At 72.9% G+C, this 22,168-nt stretch carries 22 protein-coding genes; 11 read left to right on the top strand and 11 right to left on the bottom strand.

From position 1 onward, the window contains the following. Window positions 1-12: 12 nt before the first annotated feature. Together ACWC24_RS32060 and ACWC24_RS32055 are read left to right on the top strand one after the other, a co-directional pair. A complete protein-coding gene (locus tag ACWC24_RS32060; protein WP_450666399.1) occupies window positions 13-1,470 on the top strand; it encodes an aldehyde dehydrogenase in 1,458 nt (485 codons plus the stop codon). A 3-nt stretch (window positions 1,471-1,473) separates the two neighbouring features. Continuing rightward, window positions 1,474-1,746, top strand: coding sequence for a ferredoxin (locus ACWC24_RS32055; protein ID WP_450666398.1), 273 nt, complete (start codon window positions 1,474-1,476; stop codon window positions 1,744-1,746). Window positions 1,747-2,075: 329 nt separating this feature from the next. Here the strand turns inward: ACWC24_RS32055 and ACWC24_RS32050 are convergent, their stop codons facing one another. Next, the gene (locus ACWC24_RS32050; protein ID WP_450666397.1) at window positions 2,076-2,729 is read right to left on the bottom strand and encodes a TetR family transcriptional regulator; all 654 of its coding nucleotides are present in this window, start codon (window positions 2,727-2,729) and stop codon (window positions 2,076-2,078) included. Window positions 2,730-2,939: 210 nt separating this feature from the next. Between ACWC24_RS32050 and ACWC24_RS32045 the strand changes: the two genes are divergently transcribed. From ACWC24_RS32045 to ACWC24_RS32035, 3 genes are read left to right on the top strand one after another with little or no spacing between them, the layout of a single operon-like run. Beyond that, window positions 2,940-4,358 carry a glycosyltransferase family 4 protein gene (locus ACWC24_RS32045; protein WP_450666396.1) on the top strand — a complete coding sequence of 473 codons (1,419 nt, stop codon included), beginning with the start codon at window positions 2,940-2,942 and terminating at the stop codon, window positions 4,356-4,358. Next, window positions 4,352-5,122 (top strand): class I SAM-dependent methyltransferase, encoded by a 771-nt coding sequence (locus tag ACWC24_RS32040; protein WP_450666395.1) that lies wholly within the window; start codon window positions 4,352-4,354, stop codon window positions 5,120-5,122. The genes ACWC24_RS32045 and ACWC24_RS32040 overlap by 7 nt, the downstream gene beginning before the upstream one ends. Beyond that, entirely contained in the window at window positions 5,119-6,189 is a 1,071-nt protein-coding gene (locus tag ACWC24_RS32035) for a prenyltransferase (protein WP_450666394.1), read from the top strand. The genes ACWC24_RS32040 and ACWC24_RS32035 overlap by 4 nt, the downstream gene beginning before the upstream one ends. A gap of 40 nt (window positions 6,190-6,229) precedes the next feature. Here ACWC24_RS32035 and ACWC24_RS32030 read toward each other — a convergent pair whose 3' ends face one another. Further along, a complete protein-coding gene (locus ACWC24_RS32030; protein WP_351616176.1) occupies window positions 6,230-6,520 on the bottom strand; it encodes a hypothetical protein in 291 nt (96 codons plus the stop codon). Window positions 6,521-6,675: 155 nt separating this feature from the next. Between ACWC24_RS32030 and ACWC24_RS32025 the strand changes: the two genes are divergently transcribed. Then, the gene (locus ACWC24_RS32025) at window positions 6,676-7,230 is read left to right on the top strand and encodes a hypothetical protein (protein WP_450666393.1); all 555 of its coding nucleotides are present in this window, start codon (window positions 6,676-6,678) and stop codon (window positions 7,228-7,230) included. Between the two features lie 147 nt (window positions 7,231-7,377). Here the strand turns inward: ACWC24_RS32025 and ACWC24_RS32020 are convergent, their stop codons facing one another. The 5 genes from ACWC24_RS32020 to ACWC24_RS32000 all read right to left on the bottom strand — a co-directional run bounded on the left by ACWC24_RS32020 (window position 7,378) and on the right by ACWC24_RS32000 (window position 13,037). Further along, window positions 7,378-8,412, bottom strand: a complete 1,035-nt coding sequence (locus ACWC24_RS32020) for an LLM class F420-dependent oxidoreductase (RefSeq protein WP_450666392.1) — start codon at window positions 8,410-8,412, stop codon at window positions 7,378-7,380. 99 nt (window positions 8,413-8,511) lie between these two features. Continuing rightward, window positions 8,512-9,327 carry a DUF5336 domain-containing protein gene (locus tag ACWC24_RS32015; protein WP_450666391.1) on the bottom strand — a complete coding sequence of 272 codons (816 nt, stop codon included), beginning with the start codon at window positions 9,325-9,327 and terminating at the stop codon, window positions 8,512-8,514. A gap of 158 nt (window positions 9,328-9,485) precedes the next feature. After that, window positions 9,486-10,418, bottom strand: coding sequence for an N-acetylmuramoyl-L-alanine amidase (locus ACWC24_RS32010; protein ID WP_450666390.1), 933 nt, complete (start codon window positions 10,416-10,418; stop codon window positions 9,486-9,488). A 32-nt stretch (window positions 10,419-10,450) separates the two neighbouring features. Then, a complete protein-coding gene (locus tag ACWC24_RS32005; protein ID WP_450666389.1) occupies window positions 10,451-11,101 on the bottom strand; it encodes a class I SAM-dependent methyltransferase in 651 nt (216 codons plus the stop codon). Between the two features lie 196 nt (window positions 11,102-11,297). Continuing rightward, on the bottom strand, window positions 11,298-13,037 hold the full coding sequence (locus tag ACWC24_RS32000) for an MFS transporter (protein ID WP_450666388.1): 1,740 nt from the start codon (window positions 13,035-13,037) through the stop codon (window positions 11,298-11,300). A gap of 350 nt (window positions 13,038-13,387) precedes the next feature. Between ACWC24_RS32000 and ACWC24_RS31995 the strand changes: the two genes are divergently transcribed. Together ACWC24_RS31995 and ACWC24_RS31990 are read left to right on the top strand one after the other, a co-directional pair. After that, complete coding sequence (locus ACWC24_RS31995) at window positions 13,388-13,927, top strand: SigE family RNA polymerase sigma factor (protein WP_450666387.1); 540 nt, start codon at window positions 13,388-13,390, stop codon at window positions 13,925-13,927. Beyond that, a complete protein-coding gene (locus ACWC24_RS31990; protein WP_450666386.1) occupies window positions 13,927-14,745 on the top strand; it encodes a hypothetical protein in 819 nt (272 codons plus the stop codon). The genes ACWC24_RS31995 and ACWC24_RS31990 overlap by 1 nt, the downstream gene beginning before the upstream one ends. A gap of 57 nt (window positions 14,746-14,802) precedes the next feature. Here the strand turns inward: ACWC24_RS31990 and ACWC24_RS31985 are convergent, their stop codons facing one another. Both ACWC24_RS31985 and ACWC24_RS31980 read right to left on the bottom strand, forming a co-directional pair. Beyond that, the gene (locus ACWC24_RS31985; protein ID WP_450666408.1) at window positions 14,803-15,435 is read right to left on the bottom strand and encodes a response regulator; all 633 of its coding nucleotides are present in this window, start codon (window positions 15,433-15,435) and stop codon (window positions 14,803-14,805) included. Between the two features lie 59 nt (window positions 15,436-15,494). Further along, a complete protein-coding gene (locus tag ACWC24_RS31980; protein ID WP_450666385.1) occupies window positions 15,495-16,925 on the bottom strand; it encodes a sensor histidine kinase in 1,431 nt (476 codons plus the stop codon). 540 nt (window positions 16,926-17,465) lie between these two features. Between ACWC24_RS31980 and ACWC24_RS31975 the strand changes: the two genes are divergently transcribed. From ACWC24_RS31975 to ACWC24_RS31965, 3 genes are all read left to right on the top strand, one after another. After that, window positions 17,466-18,326: a MaoC/PaaZ C-terminal domain-containing protein gene (locus tag ACWC24_RS31975; protein WP_450666384.1), complete on the top strand. Its 861-nt coding sequence runs from the start codon at window positions 17,466-17,468 to the stop codon at window positions 18,324-18,326. A 159-nt stretch (window positions 18,327-18,485) separates the two neighbouring features. Next, the gene (locus ACWC24_RS31970) at window positions 18,486-19,562 is read left to right on the top strand and encodes a Zn-dependent alcohol dehydrogenase (protein ID WP_450666383.1); all 1,077 of its coding nucleotides are present in this window, start codon (window positions 18,486-18,488) and stop codon (window positions 19,560-19,562) included. A gap of 102 nt (window positions 19,563-19,664) precedes the next feature. Next, on the top strand, window positions 19,665-20,609 hold the full coding sequence (locus ACWC24_RS31965; protein ID WP_450666382.1) for a 3-oxoacyl-ACP reductase: 945 nt from the start codon (window positions 19,665-19,667) through the stop codon (window positions 20,607-20,609). 73 nt (window positions 20,610-20,682) lie between these two features. On the opposite strand, the gene ACWC24_RS31960 is transcribed toward ACWC24_RS31965, so the two are convergent. Next, entirely contained in the window at window positions 20,683-20,838 is a 156-nt protein-coding gene (locus ACWC24_RS31960) for a hypothetical protein (RefSeq protein WP_450666381.1), read from the bottom strand. A gap of 97 nt (window positions 20,839-20,935) precedes the next feature. Then, window positions 20,936-22,117, bottom strand: coding sequence for a hypothetical protein (locus ACWC24_RS31955; RefSeq protein WP_450666380.1), 1,182 nt, complete (start codon window positions 22,115-22,117; stop codon window positions 20,936-20,938). Window positions 22,118-22,168 lie beyond the last annotated feature (51 nt).

Genomic DNA, 22,168 nt, shown 5'->3' with positions numbered 1-22,168 from the left:
GAGGCAGTCGCCATGACCGAACTCGTGGAACACGGAAAGCTGTTCATCGGCGGGGAGTTGACCGACCCGCTGGGCGAGGAGGTCATCGAGGTGATCTCGCCGCACACCGAGGAGGTCATCGGGCGGGTGCCGCACGCCTCGACGGCCGACGTGGACCGGGCCGTCGCCGCCGCCCGCACGGCGTTCGACCAGGGGCCCTGGCCGCGGATGACGACCGACGAGCGGATCGAGGTGGTCTCCAGGATCAAGGACGCGATCGCCGTACGGCACGAGGAGATCGCCCGCGTCATCTCGTCCGAGAACGGCTCGCCGTACTCCTGGAGCGTCCTCGCGCAGGCGCTCGGCGCGATGATGGTCTGGGACGCGGCGATCACCGTCGCCAGGGACTTCGCGTACGAGGAGCGGCGAACCGGCGTCCTCGGGCCGATCCTGGTGCGCCGCGAGCCCGTCGGCGTCGTCGCGGCCGTCGTCCCCTGGAACGTCCCGCAGTTCGTGGCCGCCGCCAAGCTCGCGCCCGCGCTGCTCACCGGCTGCACCGTGGTGCTCAAGCCGTCGCCGGAGTCGCCGCTGGACGCCTACATCCTCGGCGAGATCGCGCGCGAGGCCGGGCTGCCCGAGGGCGTCCTGTCCATCCTGCCCGCGGACCGCGAGGTCAGCGAGTACCTGGTCGGGCACCCCGGCGTCGACAAGGTCTCCTTCACCGGGTCGGTCGCGGCCGGCCGGCGGGTGATGGAGGTGGCCGCGCGCAACCTCAGCCGGGTGACGCTGGAGCTGGGCGGCAAGTCGGCGGCGGTAGTCCTGCCCGACGCGGACCTCGCGACGGCCGTCCCGGGCATCGTCCCGGCGGCCTGGATGAACAACGGGCAGGCCTGCGTGGCCCAGACCCGCATCCTGGTGCCGCGTTCACGCTACGACGAGTTCGCGGACGCCTTCGCGGCGGCGGCGAGCGCGCTGGTGGTCGGCGACCCGCTGGACCCGGCGACCCAGGTCGGCCCGCTGGTGGCGCGCCGTCAGCAGCAGCGCAATCTCGACTACATCCGCATCGGCCAGGAGGAGGGCGCGAAGATCCTCACCGGCGGCGGCCGCCCGCCGGGCCTGGACCGCGGCTGGTACGTCGAGCCGACCCTCTTCGGCGACGTGGACAACACCATGCGCATCGCCCGCGAGGAGATCTTCGGCCCGGTGATCTGTCTGCTGCCCTACGGCGACGAGTCCGAGGCCGTGAAGATCGCGAACGACTCCGAGTACGGGCTGAGCGGCAGCGTGTGGACGGCCGACGTCGAGCACGGGATCGAGGTCGCCCGCCGGGTGCGCACGGGCACGTACTCCGTCAACACCTTCAGCCTCGACATGCTCGGCCCGTTCGGCGGCTACAAGAACTCCGGCCTGGGGCGGGAGTTCGGCCCGGAGGGGTACGGCGAGTTCCTCGAGCACAAGATGATCCACCTGCCGGCCGGCTGGGAGGGGTGAGCGATGGGGGTGTCTCCCGCGCGGGCGGAGTCGGGCGCGGGGGCGGGGGACCGCTGGCACGTCGAGGTCGACCGCGCCCTGTGCATCGGCTCGGCCCAGTGCCTGCACCACGCCCCGGCCGGCTTCCGGCTCGACGCCGGACGTCAGTCCTGCCCGGTCGACCCGGACACGGACGCCAGCGAGCGGGTGCTGGCGGCGGCCGAGGGCTGCCCGGTGGAGGCCATCACGATCACCCTGCTGGGGAGCGGGGAGCCCGTGTTCCCGCCGGAGGACTGAGCCCCGTACCGGGGGTGCTGCGAGCGAGACAAAAAAATCCCTTTTGGGCTGTTGTGTCCCGCTCTAGAGGTCTACTCTGGTAAGTGGCCTACGAGGCGAGTGAGGGAGTTCCACCGGAGTAGCCGACTTCCGCGAGACGCCCAGGCAGTACGCAGAGGCATCCGCTGAGGCCGACGTCGACGGTGTAGCTGAGAGGCCGGAAGGTGGCGGTTTCACCGGAAGGCGACCTCCAGTACCTGATCCGGACCATGCCGGCGAAGGGAACCCGTCTCGTAGGTTTTCTCCTGCGCGGGTTCTCTCGTGCGCGCTCCCCTCGTGCGCCGGTCCCCTTATGCGCGCGGCTCGCGCGGCTCCTCCTGCGACGTGAGGTCGATCAGCCGGCACACCGTCTCGATGTCTATCTTCACCTGCGCGATGGAGGCGCGACCCGAGAGCCAGGTGATGAGGGCCGAGTGCCAGGTGTGCTCGATGACGCGGACCGCGGACAGCTGCGCGGGTCCGGGGTCCTCCAGGCCCATCGCGTCCAGGATGATCAGCGTGGTCTGACGGGAGACCTGGTCGACCTCGGGGGAGACGCTGCGGTCCGCGAAGGTCAGGGCGCGCACCATCGCGTCGGCCAAGTGCGGCTCGCGCTGCAGGGCGCGGAAGGCGCGCATCAGCGTCTCCGCGACCCGCTCGGCCGGGGTGTCACCGGTCGGCGGCTTCTTGCGCAGCGTGCCGTGCATGTGCTCCAGCTGGTCCTGCATGGTGGCGACCAGCAGATGCACCTTGGACGGGAAGTACCGGTAGAGGGTGCCGAGCGCCACCTGCGAGGACTCCGCGACCTCGCGCATCTGCACCGCGTCGAAACCGCCCCGGCTGGCGAGCTGCGCGCTCGCGTGCAGGATGCGGCGGCGGCGCGCCGCCTGCCGTTCGGTGAGGGCCGGGAGGGCCGGTCTGTCGGTGCTGGCTTCCACCTTGACCACCTTGGCTTCCGCAGGCATGGATCCCGTTCCGTGACAGTCGGTGAGGGCTGGTGATCAGACAGCATGGCAGAGGCGGTCCGCCGTGGCGTGAATCACCTGATCCACTGCTCACAGCCCCCCTACCTGCCGGTAGATTCAGAGCCTCCCGAACGATCAAGTCTGAAACTTGTTCTAGATTAGCGTCCCGGCGTAACCTCGCGGGACAGTGCAGGCAGAAGGGGGCCCGGAGTGACCGCTGAGGCCAGTCAGGCGGGTCCTGGGCAGGACCTCGCCGCGGACGGCGGGCGACCGCTCGACATCGCGCTCCTGACGTACAAGGGAAACCCGTTCTGCGGCGGCCAGGGCGTCTACGTCCGCCACCTCTCCCGTGAGCTGGCCCGCCTCGGCCACCGCGTCGAGGTCATCGGCGCGCAGCCGTACCCCGTGCTCGACGCGGTCGAGGTCGGGACCCACGGCCGGCTGAGCCTGACCGAGCTGCCCAGCCTCGACCTCTACCGCCAGCCCGACCCCTTCCGCACCCCCGGCCGCGACGAGTACCGCGACTGGATCGACGCGCTGGAGGTCGCCACCATGTGGACCGGCGGCTTCCCGGAGCCGCTGACGTTCTCGCTGCGCGCCCGCCGCCTGCTGCGGGCCCGGCGCGGCGACTTCGACGTCGTCCACGACAACCAGACCCTCGGCTACGGGCTGCTCGGCGACATCGGCGCGCCCCTGGTCACCACCGTCCACCACCCGATCACCGTGGACCGGCAGCTGGAGCTGGACGCGGCGGACAGCCGGCAGCGCCGCTTCTCGGTGCGCCGCTGGTACGGGTTCACCCGGATGCAGAAGCGCGTGGCGCGCCGCCTGCCGTCGGTGCTCACCGTCTCCGGCTCCTCCCAGCAGGAGATCGTCGACCACCTCGGGGTGCGCCGGGACCGGGTCCACGTCGTCCACATCGGCGCCGACACCGACCTGTTCCGCCCCGACCCGTCGGTGGCGCAGGTCCCGGGCCGGATCGTGACCACCTCCAGCGCGGACGTGCCGCTCAAGGGGCTGGTGTTCCTGGTCGAGGCGCTGGCGAAGGTGCGCACCGAGCACCCGGACGCCCATCTGGTCGTCGTCGGCAAGCGCGCCGAGGACGGGCCCGTCGCCCAGGCCATCGAGCGGTACGGCCTCGAGGGCTGCGTCGAGTTCGTCAAGGGCATCTCCGACGCGGAACTCGTCGACCTGGTCCGCTCGGCCCAGGTCGCCTGCGTGCCCTCCCTCTACGAAGGCTTCTCCCTCCCGGCCGCCGAGGCCATGGCCACGGGCACCCCGCTGGTCGCCACGACCGGCGGGGCCATCCCCGAGGTCGCCGGACCCGACGGCGAGACCTGTCTGGCCGTGCCGCCCGGCGACGCGGGCGCGCTGGCCGCCGCACTGAGCAGACTGCTCGGCGACCCGGGGCTGCGGGCCCGGCTCGGCCGCGCGGGCCGCGAGCGGGTCCTGGCCCGCTTCACCTGGGCCCGGGCCGCCGAGGGCACGGTGGCCCACTACCGCGAGGCCATCGCCCGCACCCGGCCGCACCCGCCCGGCGGGGCCCCCGCCGGGGCCGCCCCGGCCCCCGAGACCACGACCTCGACCAGCGTTACCGGCGTCTATCCCGAAAGCAGGGCCACGTGCTGACCGTCGACTTCTCCCGGTTCCCGCTCGCGCCGGGCGACCGAGTCCTGGACCTCGGCTGCGGGGCGGGCCGGCACGCGTTCGAGTGCTACCGGCGCGGCGCGCAGGTCGTGGCACTGGACCAGAACGGCGACGAGATCCGCGAGGTCGCGAAGTGGTTCGCGGCGATGAAGGAGGCCGGCGAGGCCCCGGCCGGTGCCACCGCCACCGCCATGGAGGGCGACGCGCTCGCCCTGCCGTTCCCCGACGAGTCCTTCGACGTCGTGATCATCTCCGAGGTCATGGAGCACATCCCGGACGACAAGGGCGTCCTCGCGGAGATGGTCCGGGTGCTCAAACCCGGCGGCCGCATCGCGATCACCGTCCCGCGCTACGGCCCGGAGAAGGTCTGCTGGGCCCTGTCCGACGCCTACCACGAGGTCGAGGGCGGCCACATCCGCATCTACAAGGCGGACGAACTCCTCGCGAAGATCCGGCAGGCCGGACTGCGCCCGTACGGCACCCACCACGCGCACGCCCTGCACTCGCCGTACTGGTGGCTGAAGTGCGCGTTCGGCGTCGACAACGACAAGGCGCTGCCGGTGCGGGCGTACCACAAGCTCCTGGTGTGGGACATCATGAAGAAGCCGCTGGCCACCCGGGTCGCCGAGCAGGCGCTGAACCCGCTGATCGGCAAGAGCTTCGTGGCGTACGCGACCAAGCCGCACCTGCCCCGGCTGTCCGCCGGGACCGGCACGTCCGGTGCGTCCGAGGCGGACGCCACGTGACCACCCCCCGGACAGAACACCTCGTCCTGCCCGGGGTCCTCACCGCCGAGCAGGCCGCCGCGACCGTACGCGGCATCCTCGACGTGCAGCGGGAGGACGGCGCGATCCCGTGGTTCCGGGGCCACCACCTCGACCCGTGGGACCACACCGAGGCCGCGATGGCGCTGGACGCGGCCGGTGAGCACGCGGCCGCCGAGGGGGCGTACGACTGGCTGGCCCGGCACCAGAACCCGGACGGCTCCTGGTACGCGGCGTACGCGGACGGGGAGTTCGACGATGTCACCGACCGCTCCCGCGAGACGAACTTCGTCGCCTACATAGCCGTCGGCGTCTGGCACCACTACCTCGCCACCGGCGACGACACGTTCCTGGACCGCATGTGGCCGACGGTCGTCGGCGCGGTCGAGTTCGTGCTCGCGCTCCAGCAGCCCGGCGGGCAGATCGGCTGGCGGCGCGACGACGACGGTACGGACACCACGGACGCGCTGCTGACCGGCAGTTCGTCGATCCACCACGCCCTGCGCTGCGCGCTCGCCATCGCCGAGCAGCGCGAAGAGCCGCAGCCGGACTGGGAGTTGGCGGCGGGCGCGCTGCGGCACGCCATCCGGTGCCACCCGGAGCGGTTCCTCGACAAGAACCGCTACTCGATGGACTGGTACTACCCGGTCCTCGGCGGCGCGCTGACCGGAGCCGAGGCCAAGTCCCGTATCGAGGAGTCCTGGGACCGCTTCGTCGTGCCCGGCCTCGGGGTGCGCTGTGTGGTCCCCAACCCGTGGGTGACCGGCGGTGAGTCGGCCGAACTCGCCCTGGCGCTCTGGGCGATGGGCGAGTCCGACCGGGCGCTGGAGATACTCCAGTCCATCCAGCACCTGCGGGACGCGGACAGCGGCCTGTACTGGACGGGCTACGTCTTCGACGACGAGGCCGTCTGGCCGCGGGAACTGACCACCTGGACGGCCGGTTCGCTGCTGCTGGCCGTGGCGGCCCTGGGCGGCGACGAGGCCACGTGTGCCGTCTTCGGCGGCGAGTTCCTGCCGAAGGGGCTGGACCCGGACTGCTGCGCGTAGGGCCGATCGCACAGGCCCCGGCGGACCGGCGTCCGCCGGGTCAGTGACGATGGGCGCGGTTGGCGATGGCGTGGCCGATGAACAGGTACACCACCGCGGCCAGGCCGTAGCCGGCGACGACCCGCGCCCAGGCCTCGTCGAACGTGAACAGGTCACGGGACCAGCCGGCCAGCCAGTTGGCGACGTGGTGGACGAACTGCACCAGGTCGTTGCCCCGGTTGGCGTCCAACAGATACATGAGGATCCACAGTCCGAGAATGACGGCCATGATGTCGGCGACCACCGCTATGACCGTCCCGGCGGAGTTGGAACCAGTGCGATATCGAGACATGACTACCGTCTGGCCCCGGATTCCTGATTGAAACCCGGAGAAACAGCGGTCCCCCGGGGCGTGCCCGGGGGAGTATGCGGCCGGGTCCCCCAAGTGGCGTAGCCGACGGCGTGGGGTGAACCTGCTGGGAGACCCCCTCACGTCGGGAGGACTTCGTGCGTGTGCCGATACGCCACCTCGCCGTGGCGCTCACCCTCTGCTGTGCACTGCTCGCCGGTGTCACCGCCTGCGGCGGCACCGGGGACTCCGGGCAGAACACCGCGGCCGTCCCCTCGGCCAGTCCCAGCACCTCCGCCGAACAGCAGAAGTTCGCCAAGACCCGGTTCGCGGCCAACGCGGGTCTCGCGGCCGGTGCGACCTACCAGTGGATCGTCGGCCCCTGGCGGGCGGGCAAGTTCGAGAAGGGCGCCTCGGGCCGCAAGCTCGCCCTGGTGAAGGCGGGCGTCGCGGGCGCGTTCGCGTACAACCGGCTCAGGGCCGCGCTGCGCAACGCCCAGGGCGACCCGCTGCTGGCGAAGGCCGTCGCCCCGCTCGCCGCGGGCGTCGACGCCCTGAAGGACCTGCCGGCCAAGCTGCGCAACGGCGACTCGGCCGACGCGGTCGCGGGCACCTTCGAGAGCCTGGTCGGCCAGGTCAAGGACGCCGGCCACAGCGCGGGCGCCGAGGTGGAGGACCAGGTGCCGACGGCCGCCCAGCTGTCCGGCGGCTGATGCTTCGCCGCTCAGCCGTTGAGTCGTTGAGTCGTTCAACCGCTCGGAAACCGAGCCATCGCGCCATCGTGTGATTTCGCCCGACTCGTCGGCGGACGGTCGGCCGAAAACGGCCCCGGGAACTCCCGGGGCCGCCGCTCCGAGGCCCTAGGAGTTGAGTTCGGCGAGGACGCGCAGGGTGTGCGGGTCGCGTACCAGGGCCAGCAGGTCGGTGACCGGGCCCGCGCGCCACGCCTGAAGCCGCTCGGCGACCCGTTCGCGCGGCCCGACCAGCGAGATCTCGTCGGCGAAGGCGTCCGGCACGGCGAGCACGGCCTCCTCCCGCCGCCCGGACAGGAACAGCTCCTGGATCCGCCGTGCCTCCTTCTCGTACCCCATGCGCGCCATGAGGTCGGCGTGGAAGTTGCGGGCCGCGTGTCCCATCCCGCCGATGTAGAAGCCGAGCATGGCCTTGACGGGCAGCAGCCCCGCGGCGACGTCGTCGCAGATCCGCACCTGCGCCATCGGCGCGACGATGAACTCGCCCCGGTCCGAGGCGCGTTGGGCGCCGGACAGGCCGGCGACCGCCGGCCCGTACACCTCGGGCCGGTTCGGCGCCCAGTACAGCGGCAGCCAGCCGTCCGCGATCCGGAGCGTCTGCGCCACGTTCTTCGGCCCCTCGGCGCCGAGCAGGACGGGCAGGTCCGGGCGCAGGGGATGGGTGATCGGCTTCAGGGCCCGGCCCAGGCCCGTGCCGTCCGGGCCGCGATAGGGATGGGAGTGGAAGCGGCCGGCCAGCTCCACCGGCCCCGCGCGCCGCAGCACCTGCCGTACGACGTCGACGTACTCCCGGGTCGCGGTCAGCGGCGACTTCGGGAACGGGCGCCCGTACCAGCCCTCGACGACCTGCGGGCCGGACAGGCCCAGGCCCAGCAGCAGCCGTCCGCCGCTGAGATGGTCCAGGGTCAGCGCCTGCATCGCGGTCGTCGTCGGCGGCCGGGCCGCCATCTGCGCAACCGCCGTACCCAGCCTGATCCTCGAGGTCCGGGCGGCGATCCAGGTCAGTGGGGTGAAGGCGTCCGAGCCCCAGGACTCCGCCGTCCACACGGAGTCGTAACCGAGCCGCTCCGCCTCCTGGGCCAGCGTGACGTGGTCCGGGTCGGGGCCGCGTCCCCAGTAGCCGAGTGCGAGACCGAGTCGCATGGCGCCTCCCGCGTTCTGACGGTGTGTCAGTCAGGGGGTGCGACTCTACGACAACGGCCCCCCGCCCGGAAGGGCGAGGGGCCGGCCGGACTGCCGACGTCAGCCGCGCTGGATCCCGGAGGTGTCCCGCAGCACACCGCGGCGGCCGTCCTGGGTCTGCGCGACCAGGGACGGACCGTTCTGCTCGACCGCCAGGTACCAGGTGCCCGGGGCGAGTTCGGCGATCGGCGCCGGGGAGCCGTCCTCGGCGAACAGCGGGCGCGGCACCGGCACGGCGAACCAGAACGGGGAGAAGTCCCCGGCGGGCTGCGCCGGCTGCGGCGCCGGGGTCTGGGCCTGCGGCTGCTGCGGCTGGCCGGTGTACGGGGGCTGACCGCCGTACTGCGGCTGCTGCGCGCCCGGGTAGCCGTAACCACCGGACGGCTGGGCGCCGTAGGGCTGCGGGGCCGGCGGCGTGGGAGCCGGCAGCAGCGGGGTCTGCAACGCCGGGACCAGCGGGGTGGCGACGGCCGCCCCGGCCATGACCAGCGTGGCCAGCAGGGCCAGGATCAGGCCCGTGCCGGCGCTGACGGAACTGCTGCCGCCCATGTTGTCGCCGCCGCCGGCCGGGTCGAAGACGTTGCCGAGCGCGCTCCACGCGGCGAACACCGTGAAGGCGACACCGAACGGGGCGAGGTCCAGGCCGGCGACCTTGGGCGGCTGCGGAAGCCCGCGGGAGACGACGACGAGCGCGGCGCCGATGATTCCCGCGAGGACGACCCCCAGGAGGACCCCGCCGCTGGACCACAGGCTCGGAAGGTCGTAGCTGTCGGGGAGCCCGTCGATCGAGAACATGTCGAAGAACGACGCGATGAACAGCAGTACCGCTGCTCCGATCACCACGCCGTCGCCTCGAGTGAGGGAGCGGATATTCACTTCAGGTCCTTCGTCGGTCGTCACGTCGTCGGTAGAGGTGTCGCTGTCACCATGCCGTCGTCAGGCCCTGGTGTGAAGCGCGGGGGTGACCCCTCATCGTAAGAACGACATTATCGTCCATACGATCGGGCTGTCCGCAGGGATCAGCGCACTGATCGTCACCCGCGCAGGAAACTCACGATTCCCTCAGAGATCCCCAGCGCGGCCTTCTGCCGCCAGGCGCCGCTGGTCAGCAGCGCCGCGTCCTTGCCGTCGCGCATGTTGCCGCACTCGATGAACACCTTGGGAACCGTTGACAGATTGAGACCGCCGAGGTCCTTACGCGTGACGAGACCGGTGCCGTCGCCCAGGTAGTTGGCGGGCGCGCTGCCCGTCACCCGGCGGAAGCCGCCCAGTACGCGCACCCCCAGATCGTGCGAACGGGCGGTGATGGGGCGGGTGTCGGCCGACCCGGCGTGCACGGACGCCGGAAGGATCACATGGAAGCCGCGGTCGCCGGCCGCCGAGCCGTCCGCGTGGATCGAGATCACCGCGTCCGCGTGCGCGGCGTTCCCGATCCGGGCCCGTTCGTCCACACACGGCCCGAACGCGCGCTCGCCGTCCTGGGTCAGCTTCACCGTGGCGCCCTGCGCCTGCAGGAGCGCGCGCAGCCGATGGGCGACGTCGAGCGTGAACTCGGCTTCCGGATAACCGGAGTTGGTGGACGTCCCCGTGGTGTCGCACTCCTTCCGGTTCGTACCGATGTCCACCTTGCGGGCGATCTCGGCGGTGTGCCGGAAGTTGTTCGGATTGTGGCCCGGGTCGATGACGACGACCTTGCCCTTGAGGCTGCCCGGCACGACGGAGCCCGACGAGGCGGCCGGCTTCCCGTCGCCGTCCGCGGTGGGGTCGGCGGAGCCCGATCCGCCCGGCGGGGTCCCCACCGCCGCGCTCGCCGCACCGCCCGGGGCGGCGGTGCCGCCGACCGCCGCGTACACCCCCCAGCCGAGCAGCGCTCCCGGCGCCAGCGCGGCGAGCGCCACGACCAGCGGACGGCGCAGCGGGGAGCGACGGGACGGGGCGGGTTCGGACTCCGGGCCTGAATACGACACGACAGTCACCCTAACCGCCCGGTCCCGGCGGCTCAGCTCCCCGCGCCCGTGCGCCGCAGCACACGCAGCGAGTCCGTCGCCGACACCTCGGTGAACGCGCCGGACTCCAGCGCCCGCAGGTAGACGCGGTACGGCGCCTGGCCGGTGAACTCGTCGGCCGGCTCGGGGAAGACGTCGTGGATGAGCAGCAGGCCGCCCTCGGCGACGTGCGGCGCCCAGCCCTCGTAGTCGGCGCCCGCGTGCTCGTCGGTGTGGCCGCCGTCGATGAAGACGAGCCCGAGGGGTGCCCCCCAGAAGGCGGCGACCTGCGGGGAACGCCCGACCACCGCCACCACGTGGTCCTCCAGACCGGCCTTGTGCAGGGTGCGCCGGAAGGTGGGCAGGGTGTCCATCAGGCCGATCTCCGGGTCGACCGTCTGCGGGTCGTGGTAGTCCCAGCCCGGCTGCTGCTCCTCGCTGCCCCGGTGGTGGTCGACCGTGATCGCGGTGACCCCGGCCGCGCGGGCCGCGTCGGCGAGCAGGACGGTGGAGCGGCCGCAGTAGGTGCCGACCTCCAGCAGGGGCAGCCCCAGCGCGCCCGCCTCGACGGCCGCCGCGTACAGCGCCAGCCCCTCGTGCACGGGCATGAACCCCTTCGCGGCCTCGAACGCGGCCAGGATCTCGGGCTTGGGTGCTGCGGGCATGGCGGTCCTTTTCGGTCGTACGGGTGCGCGGGGCCCGGCGCCTTCGGGGGCCGGGGCTTTCGCGGCCCTGGGGCCTGCGGGCTCCGGCGGTGCGGCCGCCGGGTCCCCCGGGCGGGGCTCCGGGCGCTCATGCTGCCACCGCCCCCCGACGCGGTGGCGACGGGGGGCGGTGGGAGCGCGGGGCGGACGCCGGTGGTCAGGCCGGGACGGACTCGCCCGGCAGGGACAGGTCCAGGTCCACCGGACGGTCGGCGCCCGGATGCGTCGCCGACGAGGCGAGCGGGGCATGGCCCGCGGCCTTGGCGGCCAGCACGTAGGCGCCCTCGGCGGGGACCGCGAGCGCATAGCTGCCGTCCTCCGCGGAGACGGTGGCGCCCGCCTGACGGCCCCTGCGGTCGATCAGGGTGACCTTCGCGCGGGCGACCGGGGAGCCGCCGGCGTCCAGGACCCGGCCGCGGAAGCCGCGCAGCACCTCCTCGGCGCGCGCCAGGTTGGCGTCCTCCTCGCTGCTCGCGCGCAGCCGAGGGGTGCCCGAAGGGCGCTGTCCCGGCAGGAACAGGGCCAGCAGCAGACCGACGGCGACGGCGCCGGTCGCGATCAGGAAGGAGACGTGGAAGCCGTGCAGGCTCGGGAACGCCGTGCCCCCGGCGTGGTTCGCCGTGTTCGCCAGCACCATGCCGATGACGGCGCTGGAGACGGACGTGCCGATGGAGCGCATCAGCGTGTTGAGACCGTTGGCCGCGCCCGTCTCCGAGGCCGGCACCGCGCCGACGATCAGCGCGGGCAGCGAGGAGTAGGCGAGGCCGATACCGGCGCCGAGGATCACGGAGGTGACGACCGTCTGCCAGGCCGCGTCCATCAGGCCGAGGCCGCCGCCGTAGCCGGCCGCGATGATCAGCAGACCGAGGATCAGGGTCGTCTTCGGGCCGTAGCGGGCCGAGAGCCGGGCGTAGACCGGCGCGGTGAACATCATCGTCAGACCCAGCGGGGCCACGCACAGTCCGGCGACGACCATCGACCGGCCGAGGCCGTAACCGGTGGCGCTGGGCAGCTGGAGCAGCTGGGGCAGGACGAGCGAGACGACGTAGAAGCTGACGCCGACCATGATCGAGGCGAGGTTGGTGAGGAGGACCTCGCGGCGGGCGGTGGTGCGCAGGTCCACCAGGGGCGCCTTGACGCGCAGCTCCATCAGGCCCCACAGGAGCAGGACCACGAGGGCCGCGGCGAACAGGCCGAGCGTGGTGCCGGACGTCCAGCCCCAGTCGCTGCCCTTGGTGATCGGCAGCAGGAGCAGGACGAGACCGGTGGACAGACCGAGCGCGCCCGGCAGGTCGAAGGAGCCCTCGGCGCGGGCCGGGGACTCGGGCACGACGAGCAGGGCGAGCGCGATGGCGACGACACCGAGACCGGCGGCGCCGTAGAAGAGGACGTGCCAGTTCGCGTGCTGGGCGACGAGGGCCGCGGCGGGCAGCGCGAGACCGCCGCCGACGCCGATCGAGGAGCTCATCAGGGCCATCGCCGAGCCGAGCTTCTCGCGGGGCAGCATGTCGCGCATGAGGCCGATGCCGAGCGGGATCGCGCCCATCGCGAAGCCCTGGAGCGTACGGCCGACGATCATGACGATCAGGTCGCTGGTGAGCGCGCTGACGAGGGCGCCCGCCACCATCACGGCGAGGCTGAGGATCAGCATCCGCCGCTTGCCGTAGAGGTCGCCCAGGCGTCCCATGATCGGTGTGGCCACGGCTCCCGAGAGCAGCGTCGAGGTCAGGACCCAGGTGGCGTTGCTGGGCTCGGTGGCCAGCAGCTGGGGCAGGTCCTTGATGACCGGGACGAGCAGGGTCTGCATCACCGCGACAACGATGCCCGCGAAGGCGAGGACCGGGACGACGGCCCCGCTCGCTCGCCGGGTGGGCCGGTCGGTCGGCGTGTGCGTCATTGAGTAAGGCCTCCAGGCCGGAAGAACGTCGGGAGTGGGATCCGTACGGGGATCGGCGGGTGTTGATCCATCCGGATACGTGCAGCTTGAACTCGTGCGTCCGGGCAACTATTCCGATGCTTCGTGACGCTAACGAATCCTTGACCTTCTCTTGGGCAAGCGGCGGATCCGGTGGGGCGGGGCTTGCCGGTGGGGCGGGTCGGGCAGGGGAAGGACCGGGGCGGGGGCGGGGGCGCCGCGGTGGGGTGACCGGGGTCACGCACTCGTGTTCCGTGTCTTTCGCGGTCTTTCGCGGGCGAGGCAACGGTTCGGGCGGCCCGTGGACTCCTTTTGACATCTAGGAGGTGCCCATGGGGGATCGCAAGTCAGTTCGGGACGAGGAGTTCCAGGCCTTCGTCACCGGTCGCTGGCCACGGCTGATGCGTACGGCATTCCTGCTCACGGGGGAGCAGCACGCCGCGGAGGATCTGGTCCAGTCGACGCTGGAGAAGACCTTCGTGGCCTGGCGCAGGGTCGGCTCGGCCGACGACCCCGAGGCCTATGTGCGACGCGTGATGATCAACGCACATGCGCGCAGGCACCGCAGGAAGCTGCGGGAGTTCCTGGCGCCGAGGGACGACTCGGGCCTCGCGCACGAGGTCGCGGACACCGGTGACCGCATCTCCCAGGCCGACGACCGCAACGCCCTGCTGAAGGCGCTCGTCCAACTGCCCCCGCGGCAGCGGCAGGCGGTGGTCCTGCGGTACTGGGAGGACCTGACCGAGAGCCAGACGGCCGAGGCGATGGGCTGTTCGGTCGGCGCGGTGAAGAGCAACGCGGCCAAGGGGATCGCGAAACTCCGTGCCATACCGGGCCTGGCCGAGACGCTGACCTACGGAGGGCGGAAGTGATGAGCGCGGACCGGAAGGCGAACCAGCACATGACGAACGACGACATCGCCCTCCTGCTGGCCGAGGCGGCCGGCGAGGTCGAGATCGGTATAGCCCCCACCGAGGCGGTCGTCCGCGGCGGCCGGCGCCGCCGGGCCCGCCGCTGGGCACTCGCGGCGGCCACCGCGCTGGTCGTCGCCGGTACGGCCGGGACGCTGGCGCTGGCCGGGACGCCTGGCGGCGGCCGGGTGTCGCCCGCCGTCACGGCGCCGTCGCAGCTGACGCCCCCCGGCCTCTTCGGGTACCGGACCGTGCTGGCGCAGGGCACCGACCGGGGCAAGCCGTGGAAGGTCTACGTCGATGTCTGGGCGGCACCGCGCGACGCGGCGCAGGCGCAGGCCCAGCTGTCGGAGATGGTCCGGCACGGGGAGATGCCTGTGGACGCGCGTACGGCGTCCGACCTCGTCGGCAGGACCTCCTTCTTCGTGTACCGGAACTCCCAGGAGGGGAGCGCCTGGAGCATGCACAAGACGGTCGACGCGAAGGACGTGCAGGCGGGCGACGACCTGGAGAGCGCGGCGATGCCGCTGGAGTCCGGTTCCGAGGGACCGCAGCGGCTGGTCGTGGGCCGGGTCGCCAGGACGGTCCGGCAGGTGACCTGCACCTGGAAGGACGGGACGTCGACGGTGGTCGACAGGGCGGCCGTCGGCTCGGCCTCCGGCGAAGGGATCGCGGCCGACGAAGGCGTGATCCGGTCGGCGGAGGGCTCCCCGGACGACTGGTTCGTGTGCCTGGCGCCCCAGGGCACGTCGTTCGATTCGGTGAAGGTGACCGGGTAGCCGAAGGCCGGCTCCGGCCAGGGCGGCACGGAGGAGGGGCCGGTGTCTGGTCGGCGGTCAGAGCCAGCCCTGGCGGCGGGCCTCCCGCATCGCCTCCATGCGGTTGCGGGTGCCGGTCTTGCCGATGGCGGAGGAGAGGTAGTTGCGGACGGTGGACTCGGACAGGTGCAGCCGGGCGGCGATGTCGGCGACGGTCGCGCCGTCCGCGGACGCCTTGAGCGCGTCGCACTCGCGGGCGGTCAACGGGCTGGGCCCCGCGCTGAGCGCGGCCGCCGCGAGCGCCGGGTCGATCACCGTCTCCCCGGTCAGCACCCGCCGGATGGTGACAGCCAGTTCCTCCACCGGCCCGTCCTTGACGAGGAAGCCGGCGGCTCCCGCCTCCATGGCCCGCCGCAGATATCCGGGCCGCCCGAAGGTGGTCAGGATCAGCACCCGGCAGTCGGGCGCCTCCTCGCGCAGCTGGGCGGCGGCGTCCAGACCGCTCTGCCCCGGCAGCTCGATGTCGAGGAGGGCGACGTCCGGACGGTGCGTCAGCACCGCGTCCACGATGGCGTCCCCGGCGGACACCTGGGCCACCACCTCGATGTCCGCCTCCATGCCCAGCAGCAGGGCCAGCGCCCCGCGCATCATTCCCTGGTCCTCCGCGAGCAGAACCCTGATGGACTTCGCGGGCCGGTGGGCCCGGGGCATCTCGTTCACCGGTCAAGGGTAGGCCGGGCGGACGGTGTCCGCCTGTGCCACGGGGCCGTTCACGCTCGCGCCGCCGCTCCGTCCGGTTCCGGCTCCACCGCGGCCACCGGGAGTTGCGCCCGTACCACGAAGCCGCCCCGGGGTCCGGGCCCCGCCGACAGGGAACCGCCCGCCGCCGCCAGACGTTCCGTCAGGCCCTTCAGGCCGGTGCCGCCGACGGCCCCGGCCGCCGGACCGGCCGTCGCCCCGCCCGCCGTCCCCGCCCCGGTGTCCCTGCCCCGGCCGCTGCCCGTGTCCGGCGTCTCTCCCGCCGTGGGCCCGTCCCCCGTTCCGTCGTCCGTCCTGTCGCCCGTTCCGTCTGCCGTCCCGTCTCCGCTCCCGGCCGCGCCCGCCGGGCCGGTTCCGTCGTCGGTGACCGTGAGCCGCACCTGCCCCTCGCCCCCCGAGACGACGATGTCGCAGTGGGCGGCGTCGCTGTGCCGGACGATGTTCGTGACCGCCTCGCGAACCACCCACCCGAGCAGAGCCTCGGCCTGGGACACCAGGGGCGGCCCCGACTGCCGCACCGAGGGCTCGACGCCCGCCGCGGTCAGTGCGGAGCGGGCCCGGTCCAGTTCCGTGGCCAGGCTGCCCTCGCGGTAGCCGGTTACCGCCTCGCGGATCTCCGTCAGTGCCTGGCGGCCGACCGCCTCGATGTCCGCGATCTGGGCCAGCGAGGCCGCCAGGTCCCCGGGCGCCAGCCGCCGCGCGGCCTCCGACTTGACCACGATCACCGACAGGGTGTGACCGAGCAGGTCGTGCAGGTCGCGGGAGAAGCGCAGCCGCTCCTTCTCGACCGCGCGCCGGGCCAGTTCCTCCCGGGCGGCGCGCAGCTCCCGCACCGCCTCGGAGAGGGACAGGATCGCGGCGGTCACCATCGTCGAGATCCAGGTGGCGTAGGCGATGTTCAGGCCGTTCCAGCCGTCGCGGGTGCAGGAGACCACGCCCGCGAGCACCGCCACGGCCGTACCGAAGAACCGCAGGTGCGACAGACGCAGCACCGCTCCCGTCGCCAGCCCCAGCAGCGGGAAGAACAGCAGCCAGCTGCCGCCGTAGCCGATGGCGAGCCCGCAGGTCACGACGGTCATCAGGCCCAGCGCCACCCGGGTCGACAGCGCCTCCCGCGTCTCCTTGTGGAAGGCGCGGAACACCACGTAGATGTAGAGGGAGTTGAAGGTGAGCAGACCCAGGCCGCCGATCCAGGCGTTGGGCGTCTCCCCCTGGAAGAGGTTGGAGAACGCGCCCATCCCCATCAGAAGCCAGGGCAGCAGGCTGAAGCCGGTCGGCGGCGGCCCCGGGTGCTCCTGCGCCTGCCCCGCCTTCCGCGCGGCCCGGAACTCCGCCATCAGGCGCTTGTGGTCCTGCCGGTGGAGCCGCTGCCGCCGCCAGGCGCGGCGGACCGCCTTGCGTGGCGCGTCGACCCGGTGGGCGACCTCGCGAAGCCAGGACATCATGTGTTCCCCCGATCAGGCGGCCTGTCCGGACCGCCGGTACGACAGGCCGGCGTACGAACCGAACGCGGCGACCTGGACGCCAGTACGAGCGTCGGGTCCGACGTTACGGACCGGGGCGGCGACCGGGCAGATGCGCTTGTACGGACCTGGGCAGGACAAATGTCACGGGGGCCTTGGCCGACATGAGAACTGACGCAGCGTCAGGAGTCTTCACAAGTGTCGAGGCCTGGGCTATACAGGGGGGCGCCGTACTGGAACGCGTTCTAGATCCGGCGGGTTCCGTGGCCCCGTGACGACCTCGGTGCGGCCGACGGTGCGGACGGCCGTGCCGGGGTCTTGCCGCCGCCCGAACCGCCCGCCCCCGAACCGCCCGCCCCCGAACCGCCCGCCCCCGACCATCCGTCCGCGCCCGTCGTCCACGCCGTCCACGCTGTCCACGTCGTCCATGTCGTCCATGTCGTCCACGCTGTCCTCGTCGCCCGTACGAGTCCGCCGTCCCGCCCGCCGTCCGGGTCGGCCCTCACCCTCAGGAGCACCATGCCCATCGACGCAGCCAAGGCACTCGCCGCCGCACCCCGCATCGGCGAGATCAGCTGGGACAGCAGGGACGTCCAGCTCTACCACCTCGGGATCGGGGCCGGGATCCCCGCCACCGACCCCGACGAGCTGCGCTACACGCTGGAGTCCCGGCTGCACGTCCTGCCCAGCTTCGCCACCGTCGCGGGCGCGGGCAGGCCCGGCGTGATCAGCGGGCTGTCCATGCCCGGCATCGAGGTCGACCTCGCCCGGGTGCTGCACGGCGGACAGTCGCTGACCGTCCACCGCCCGCTGCCCGTCCAGGGCACCGCGACCAGCACCGGCAGGATCGCCGCCGTGTACGACAAGGGCAAGGCCGCTGTGCTGGTCATGCGCACCGAGGTCGCCGACCCCGACGGCCCGCTGTGGACGAACGACGCGCAGATCTTCGTACGGGGGGAGGGCGGCTGGGGCGGCGATCGCGGTCCGTCCGCCCGGCTCGAACCCCCGGCCGGACCGCCGGACCGGGTCGTGGAACGGCCCGTCCGTGAGGACCAGGCACTCCTCTACCGGCTCTCGGGCGACTGGAACCCGCTGCACGCCGACCCCGAGTTCGCCAAGGTCGCCGGCTTCGAGCGGCCCATCCTGCACGGGCTGTGCACCTACGGGATCGCGCTGAAGGCGGTCGTCGACACGCTGCTCGGCGGTGACGTGACCCGGGTCCGCGGCTACGACACCCGCTTCGCCGGGGTCATGTACCCGGGCGAGAGCCTGCGCATCCGTATGTGGGGTCCGGCGAACGGCGAGGTCCGGGTCGCCGTGAGCTCCGTGGACCGGGACGACGCCCCCGTCCTCGCCGACACCGTCGTCCGCCACTCCTGAGCCCACCTACGGCCGAAGTCACCGCCACCGAAGCCACCGCCGCCGAATCGGCCGTCTTCACGAAGCCACCGCCCCGACGAAGTCACTGCCGAAGAAGCCGCCGCCGAAGCCGTCGACGAACAAGCCGCTGTCGAAGCCACCGCCGAGGGGAGCCGCACCATGCGCGCAGCCGTACTGCAGGAGATCGGCCAGGACAAGCTGGAGGTCCTCGACGACGTCGAGGCGGTGGGCTTCGGGCCGGGCCGGGTGAGGATCCGGGTCCGGGCCACGGGTCTGTGCCACTCGGACCTGTCCGCGATGAACGGGGTGCTGCCGCAGCCGGCGCCGTTCGTGCCCGGACACGAGGGCGCGGGCGAGATCACCGAGGTCGGCGAGAGCGTCACCGGCCTGAAGCCCGGTGACCGGGTCGTGGTCTGCTGGCTGCCCGCCTGCGGGGCGTGTCCGGCCTGCCGGCGCGGGCAGACGGAGCTGTGCCTGGCCGGGTTCATGAACGCGGGCACCCCCAATTTCCGGCGCCCCGGCGGGGACGTCTTCGGCTTCGCCGGCACCGGTACCTTCGCCGAGGAGGTCGTCGTCGACGCCGGATGCGCGGTGCCGATACCCGACGACGTGCCCTTCGACATCGCCGCCCTGATCGGCTGCGGGGTCACCACCGGACTCGGCGCAGCCCTCAACACCGCGGACGTGACGGCCGGTTCGTCGGTCGCCGTGATCGGCTGCGGAGGCGTGGGCATCTCCGCGATCCAGGGGGCGCGGCTCAGGGGCGCCGCCGAGATCGTCGCCGTCGACCCGGTCGCCGCCCGCCGCGAGGCCGCGCTGAGGTTCGGCGCCACCCAGGCCGTGTCGCCGGAGGAGCTGCCCGGCGCCAAGCAACAGGTCACCGGCGGCGAGGGTTTCGACTACGTCTTCGAGGTCGTCGGCAGGTCCGCCACCGCCCGCACGGCGTACGACAACACCCGGCGCGGCGGCACGCTCGTCGTCGTCGGCGCCGGAGCCATGGACGACCACCTCCAACTGAACATGTTCGAGCTGTTCTTCGACGAGAAGCGCATCCTGCCCTCGATGTACGGCGGCGGCGACGTGCTGCGCTCCTACGAGCGGACCATCGCCCTGTGGCGGGCCGGCCGGATCGACCTGGCGGGCCTGATCACCCACCGGGTCGCGCTGGCGGAGATCAACGAGGCCCTGGACCAGATGCGCACGGGGACGGCCCTGCGCACCTGCATCGAGATCTGAATCCGGCAGCGGGCAGGCGGCGAGGAAGCAGCGGTCGAGCAGCAAGGAAGCGGCGAGGAAGCAGCGGGCAAGCAGCGGGCAAGCAGCGGGGAAGGGGAGTCGATGTCACTGCCACTGGAGGGGCGGTCCGCGATCGTCACCGGCGCGGGCCGCGGTCTCGGCCGGGCCGAGGCGCTGGAGCTCGCCCGGCTCGGGGCGGCCGTCGTCGTCAACGACTTCGGGCAGCCCGGCCGGGACGGTTCGGGCACGGCCGGCGCCGGGCCCGCCGAGGAGGTCGTGGCGCAGATCCGCCGGGCCGGGGGCCGCGCCCTCGCCCACGCCGGGGACGTCGCCGACTTCGAGCAGGCCCGCGGGCTGGTGGCGGCGGCGGTCGACGCGTTCGGGAGGCTGGACATCCTGGTCAACAACGCCGGGATCCTGCGGGACCGGATGGTCTTCTCCATGTCCGAGGAGGAGTGGGACTCCGTGCTCCGGGTCCACCTCAAGGGGCACTTCAACACGACCCGCTTCGCGGCCGCGCACTGGCGGGAGCGGTCGAAGGCGGCGGGCGCGCCGGTCTACGGCCGGATCGTGAACACCTCTTCGGAGGCCTTCCTGGCCGGCTCCGCGGGCCAGCCCAACTACGCGGCGGCCAAGGGCGGGATCGTCGGCCTCACCACCTCCACGGCCCTCGCCCTCGCCAGGTACGGGGTGACGGCGAACGTCATCTGCCCGCGCGCCCGCACCCGGATGACCGAGGACGTCTTCTCCGGGGCGGGCTTCGAGCCCCCGGCCGAGGGGCTCGACCCGCTCGCCCCGGAACATGTCGCCCCGCTCGTCGGCTATCTCGCCTCGCCGGCCGCCGCGCGGATCAACGGGCAGTTGCTCGTCGTCCACGGCGGCATGGTGGCGGTCGTCGAACGGCCCCGCGTCCAGGCGCAGTTCGACAGCAAGCAGGACACCTTCAGCTATGACGAGCTCGACGCCCTGCTGACCTCGTACTACGCGGACCGGCCCCCGGCGGAGACGTTCGCCGCGGCGGAGGTACTGGGGCTCAAGCGCCGTTAGACACAGGGGAGGCCCTCGGGAAAGCGGAAGGGGCCCGTGCACCTCTGGTGCGCGGGCCCCTCGCGGCGTACTGTCAGGCAGGCGCCTCGACGTCCTCGGTCGGCCTGCGGTGACGGCCGTGAGGGGCCGTCTCCGTGTCCTGCGCCGCGATCTGACCGCGGTGCCTGCCGTGGCCGGCGTCCTCCCAGGTGTCGGAGGACAGCGGCTGCGTCGTGCTTGCGTCGCTCATCGGAAAACTTCACCCCGTCAACATGATCCTTCTTAACAGCCGGGTGAGTTTAACCAACCTGCCTCGGCTCGGATCCAGGCGACCACGCCAACCGGCACTAGTTCGTTACATGACGCGCCAGCGGCGCCTGCTGCAAGGGCACCGGACGGGGCGCGACCGGCTGCGGAGGTTCCTCTTCCGGCAGCTCCCGGGGCACCGGGGTCCCCGTGGGCGTCCCGGCCGCCGTCGGTCCCGGCCCCAGCGCACGCGGCGGCGCCGCCGGGATGTGTACCTCCGCCACCGCGCACGGCGCCGCCTCGGTGGCGTACGGCAGTCGCAGCACCCCGTTCGGCGTCCACAGCCCGGTGCCCGTCAGCCATCCCTCGGGCGCCGGAAGGTGGTGCATCTGCCGTTCTGCCGGGCGCCACACCCCGACCCAGCTGCCGAGCGGCCCGTCGATGCGCAGCGCCACCGCGCAGCTCTCCGGCGTCAGCACCTGCTCCGGCTGGATCGCGAACGGTGTCACCGCGCACGCCGCCACTCGCAGACACTCCGGGAAGCGCACCGGCAGCGTGCTGCCCAGGACCCCCCAGCCCAGCCGGTGCTCACCGGGCGAGGGCGCGTCGGAGCGGATCAGCAGCAGCCCGCTGTCGGCGTCGGCGAGCAGTACCCGGTCGTCGCTGTCGGCCGTGATCTGGAGCAGCGGCGACACCTCGCCATCGCGCTCCAGATCCACCACGACCGCCTTGGTCCGGCCGCCCAGCTCCCGGTCGAGCGCCAGCATCCGCCCCGCGCGGTCCAGCCACGCCCCGCCCGAGCAGTGCCCGGGGACCTCGGCGACGTGCTCGGGCCCGAAGCCGCCGCCCGCCACCAGCCACACCGCCGTGGAGCGGGCGCCCACGGCCAGCGCGTACGCCCGCCGGCCGCCCGGGGCCGGGGGCAGCAGCCGCAGCCGGGTGCCGTCGTCCGGGCACTCGACCGAGCCCAGGGGCAGCTCGCCGGTGTCGGGGCCGGTGGGGTAGAGCAGGGAGAAGACGTGCCGGCCCGCCACGGCCCGGCGGATGAGGACCCGTCCGTCCTGCATGGGCTGGACCTCGGTGCCCGGCTCCTCGGGCTGGTTGCCGGGCAGCGGCACGGCGTACGGCTCGGGGCCGTCGAGCGTCCAGCGCTCCGGCAGCCAGGAGTCGCCGGCGCGCGCGAGGCGGGCGGCGTAGGCGCCGTCCGCCGTGATCGTGCAGCCGGGCCGTGGCGCGCCGTCGTCCTCGTCGGTCGCCGCGGGTTCGATCGCACAGGCCGTCATCGTTCGGTCACCTCCGGCGACGAAGCTAGTTTTCGTGCGCGCGCGGGAGGG

The organism is Streptomyces sp. NPDC001443, from assembly GCF_053597355.1.
Note: the sequence above shows the minus strand (reverse complement) of the source record. Positions and strands in the feature narration are given on the sequence as shown.

What these genes read in the sequence shown, in the direction of transcription:
- ACWC24_RS31955 (WP_450666380.1), bottom strand. Translation starts at nt 22,117, where the DNA reads ATGACGGCCTGTGCGATCGAACCCGCGGCGACCGACGAGGACGACGGC.
- ACWC24_RS32005 (WP_450666389.1), bottom strand. Translation starts at nt 11,101, where the DNA reads ATGCCCGCAGCACCCAAGCCCGAGATCCTGGCCGCGTTCGAGGCCGCG.
- ACWC24_RS32060 (WP_450666399.1), top strand. Translation starts at nt 13, where the DNA reads ATGACCGAACTCGTGGAACACGGAAAGCTGTTCATCGGCGGGGAGTTG.
- ACWC24_RS32020 (WP_450666392.1), bottom strand. Translation starts at nt 8,412, where the DNA reads ATGCGACTCGGTCTCGCACTCGGCTACTGGGGACGCGGCCCCGACCCG.
- ACWC24_RS31975 (WP_450666384.1), top strand. Translation starts at nt 17,466, where the DNA reads ATGCCCATCGACGCAGCCAAGGCACTCGCCGCCGCACCCCGCATCGGC.
- ACWC24_RS32030 (WP_351616176.1), bottom strand. Translation starts at nt 6,520, where the DNA reads ATGTCTCGATATCGCACTGGTTCCAACTCCGCCGGGACGGTCATAGCG.
- ACWC24_RS31980 (WP_450666385.1), bottom strand. Translation starts at nt 16,925, where the DNA reads ATGTCCTGGCTTCGCGAGGTCGCCCACCGGGTCGACGCGCCACGCAAG.
- ACWC24_RS31960 (WP_450666381.1), bottom strand. Translation starts at nt 20,838, where the DNA reads ATGAGCGACGCAAGCACGACGCAGCCGCTGTCCTCCGACACCTGGGAG.
- ACWC24_RS31970 (WP_450666383.1), top strand. Translation starts at nt 18,486, where the DNA reads ATGCGCGCAGCCGTACTGCAGGAGATCGGCCAGGACAAGCTGGAGGTC.
- ACWC24_RS31985 (WP_450666408.1), bottom strand. Translation starts at nt 15,435, where the DNA reads ATGCCCCGGGCCCACCGGCCCGCGAAGTCCATCAGGGTTCTGCTCGCG.
- ACWC24_RS31995 (WP_450666387.1), top strand. Translation starts at nt 13,388, where the DNA reads ATGGGGGATCGCAAGTCAGTTCGGGACGAGGAGTTCCAGGCCTTCGTC.
- ACWC24_RS31965 (WP_450666382.1), top strand. Translation starts at nt 19,665, where the DNA reads ATGTCACTGCCACTGGAGGGGCGGTCCGCGATCGTCACCGGCGCGGGC.
- ACWC24_RS32050 (WP_450666397.1), bottom strand. Translation starts at nt 2,729, where the DNA reads ATGCCTGCGGAAGCCAAGGTGGTCAAGGTGGAAGCCAGCACCGACAGA.
- ACWC24_RS32055 (WP_450666398.1), top strand. Translation starts at nt 1,474, where the DNA reads ATGGGGGTGTCTCCCGCGCGGGCGGAGTCGGGCGCGGGGGCGGGGGAC.
- ACWC24_RS31990 (WP_450666386.1), top strand. Translation starts at nt 13,927, where the DNA reads ATGAGCGCGGACCGGAAGGCGAACCAGCACATGACGAACGACGACATC.
- ACWC24_RS32000 (WP_450666388.1), bottom strand. Translation starts at nt 13,037, where the DNA reads ATGACGCACACGCCGACCGACCGGCCCACCCGGCGAGCGAGCGGGGCC.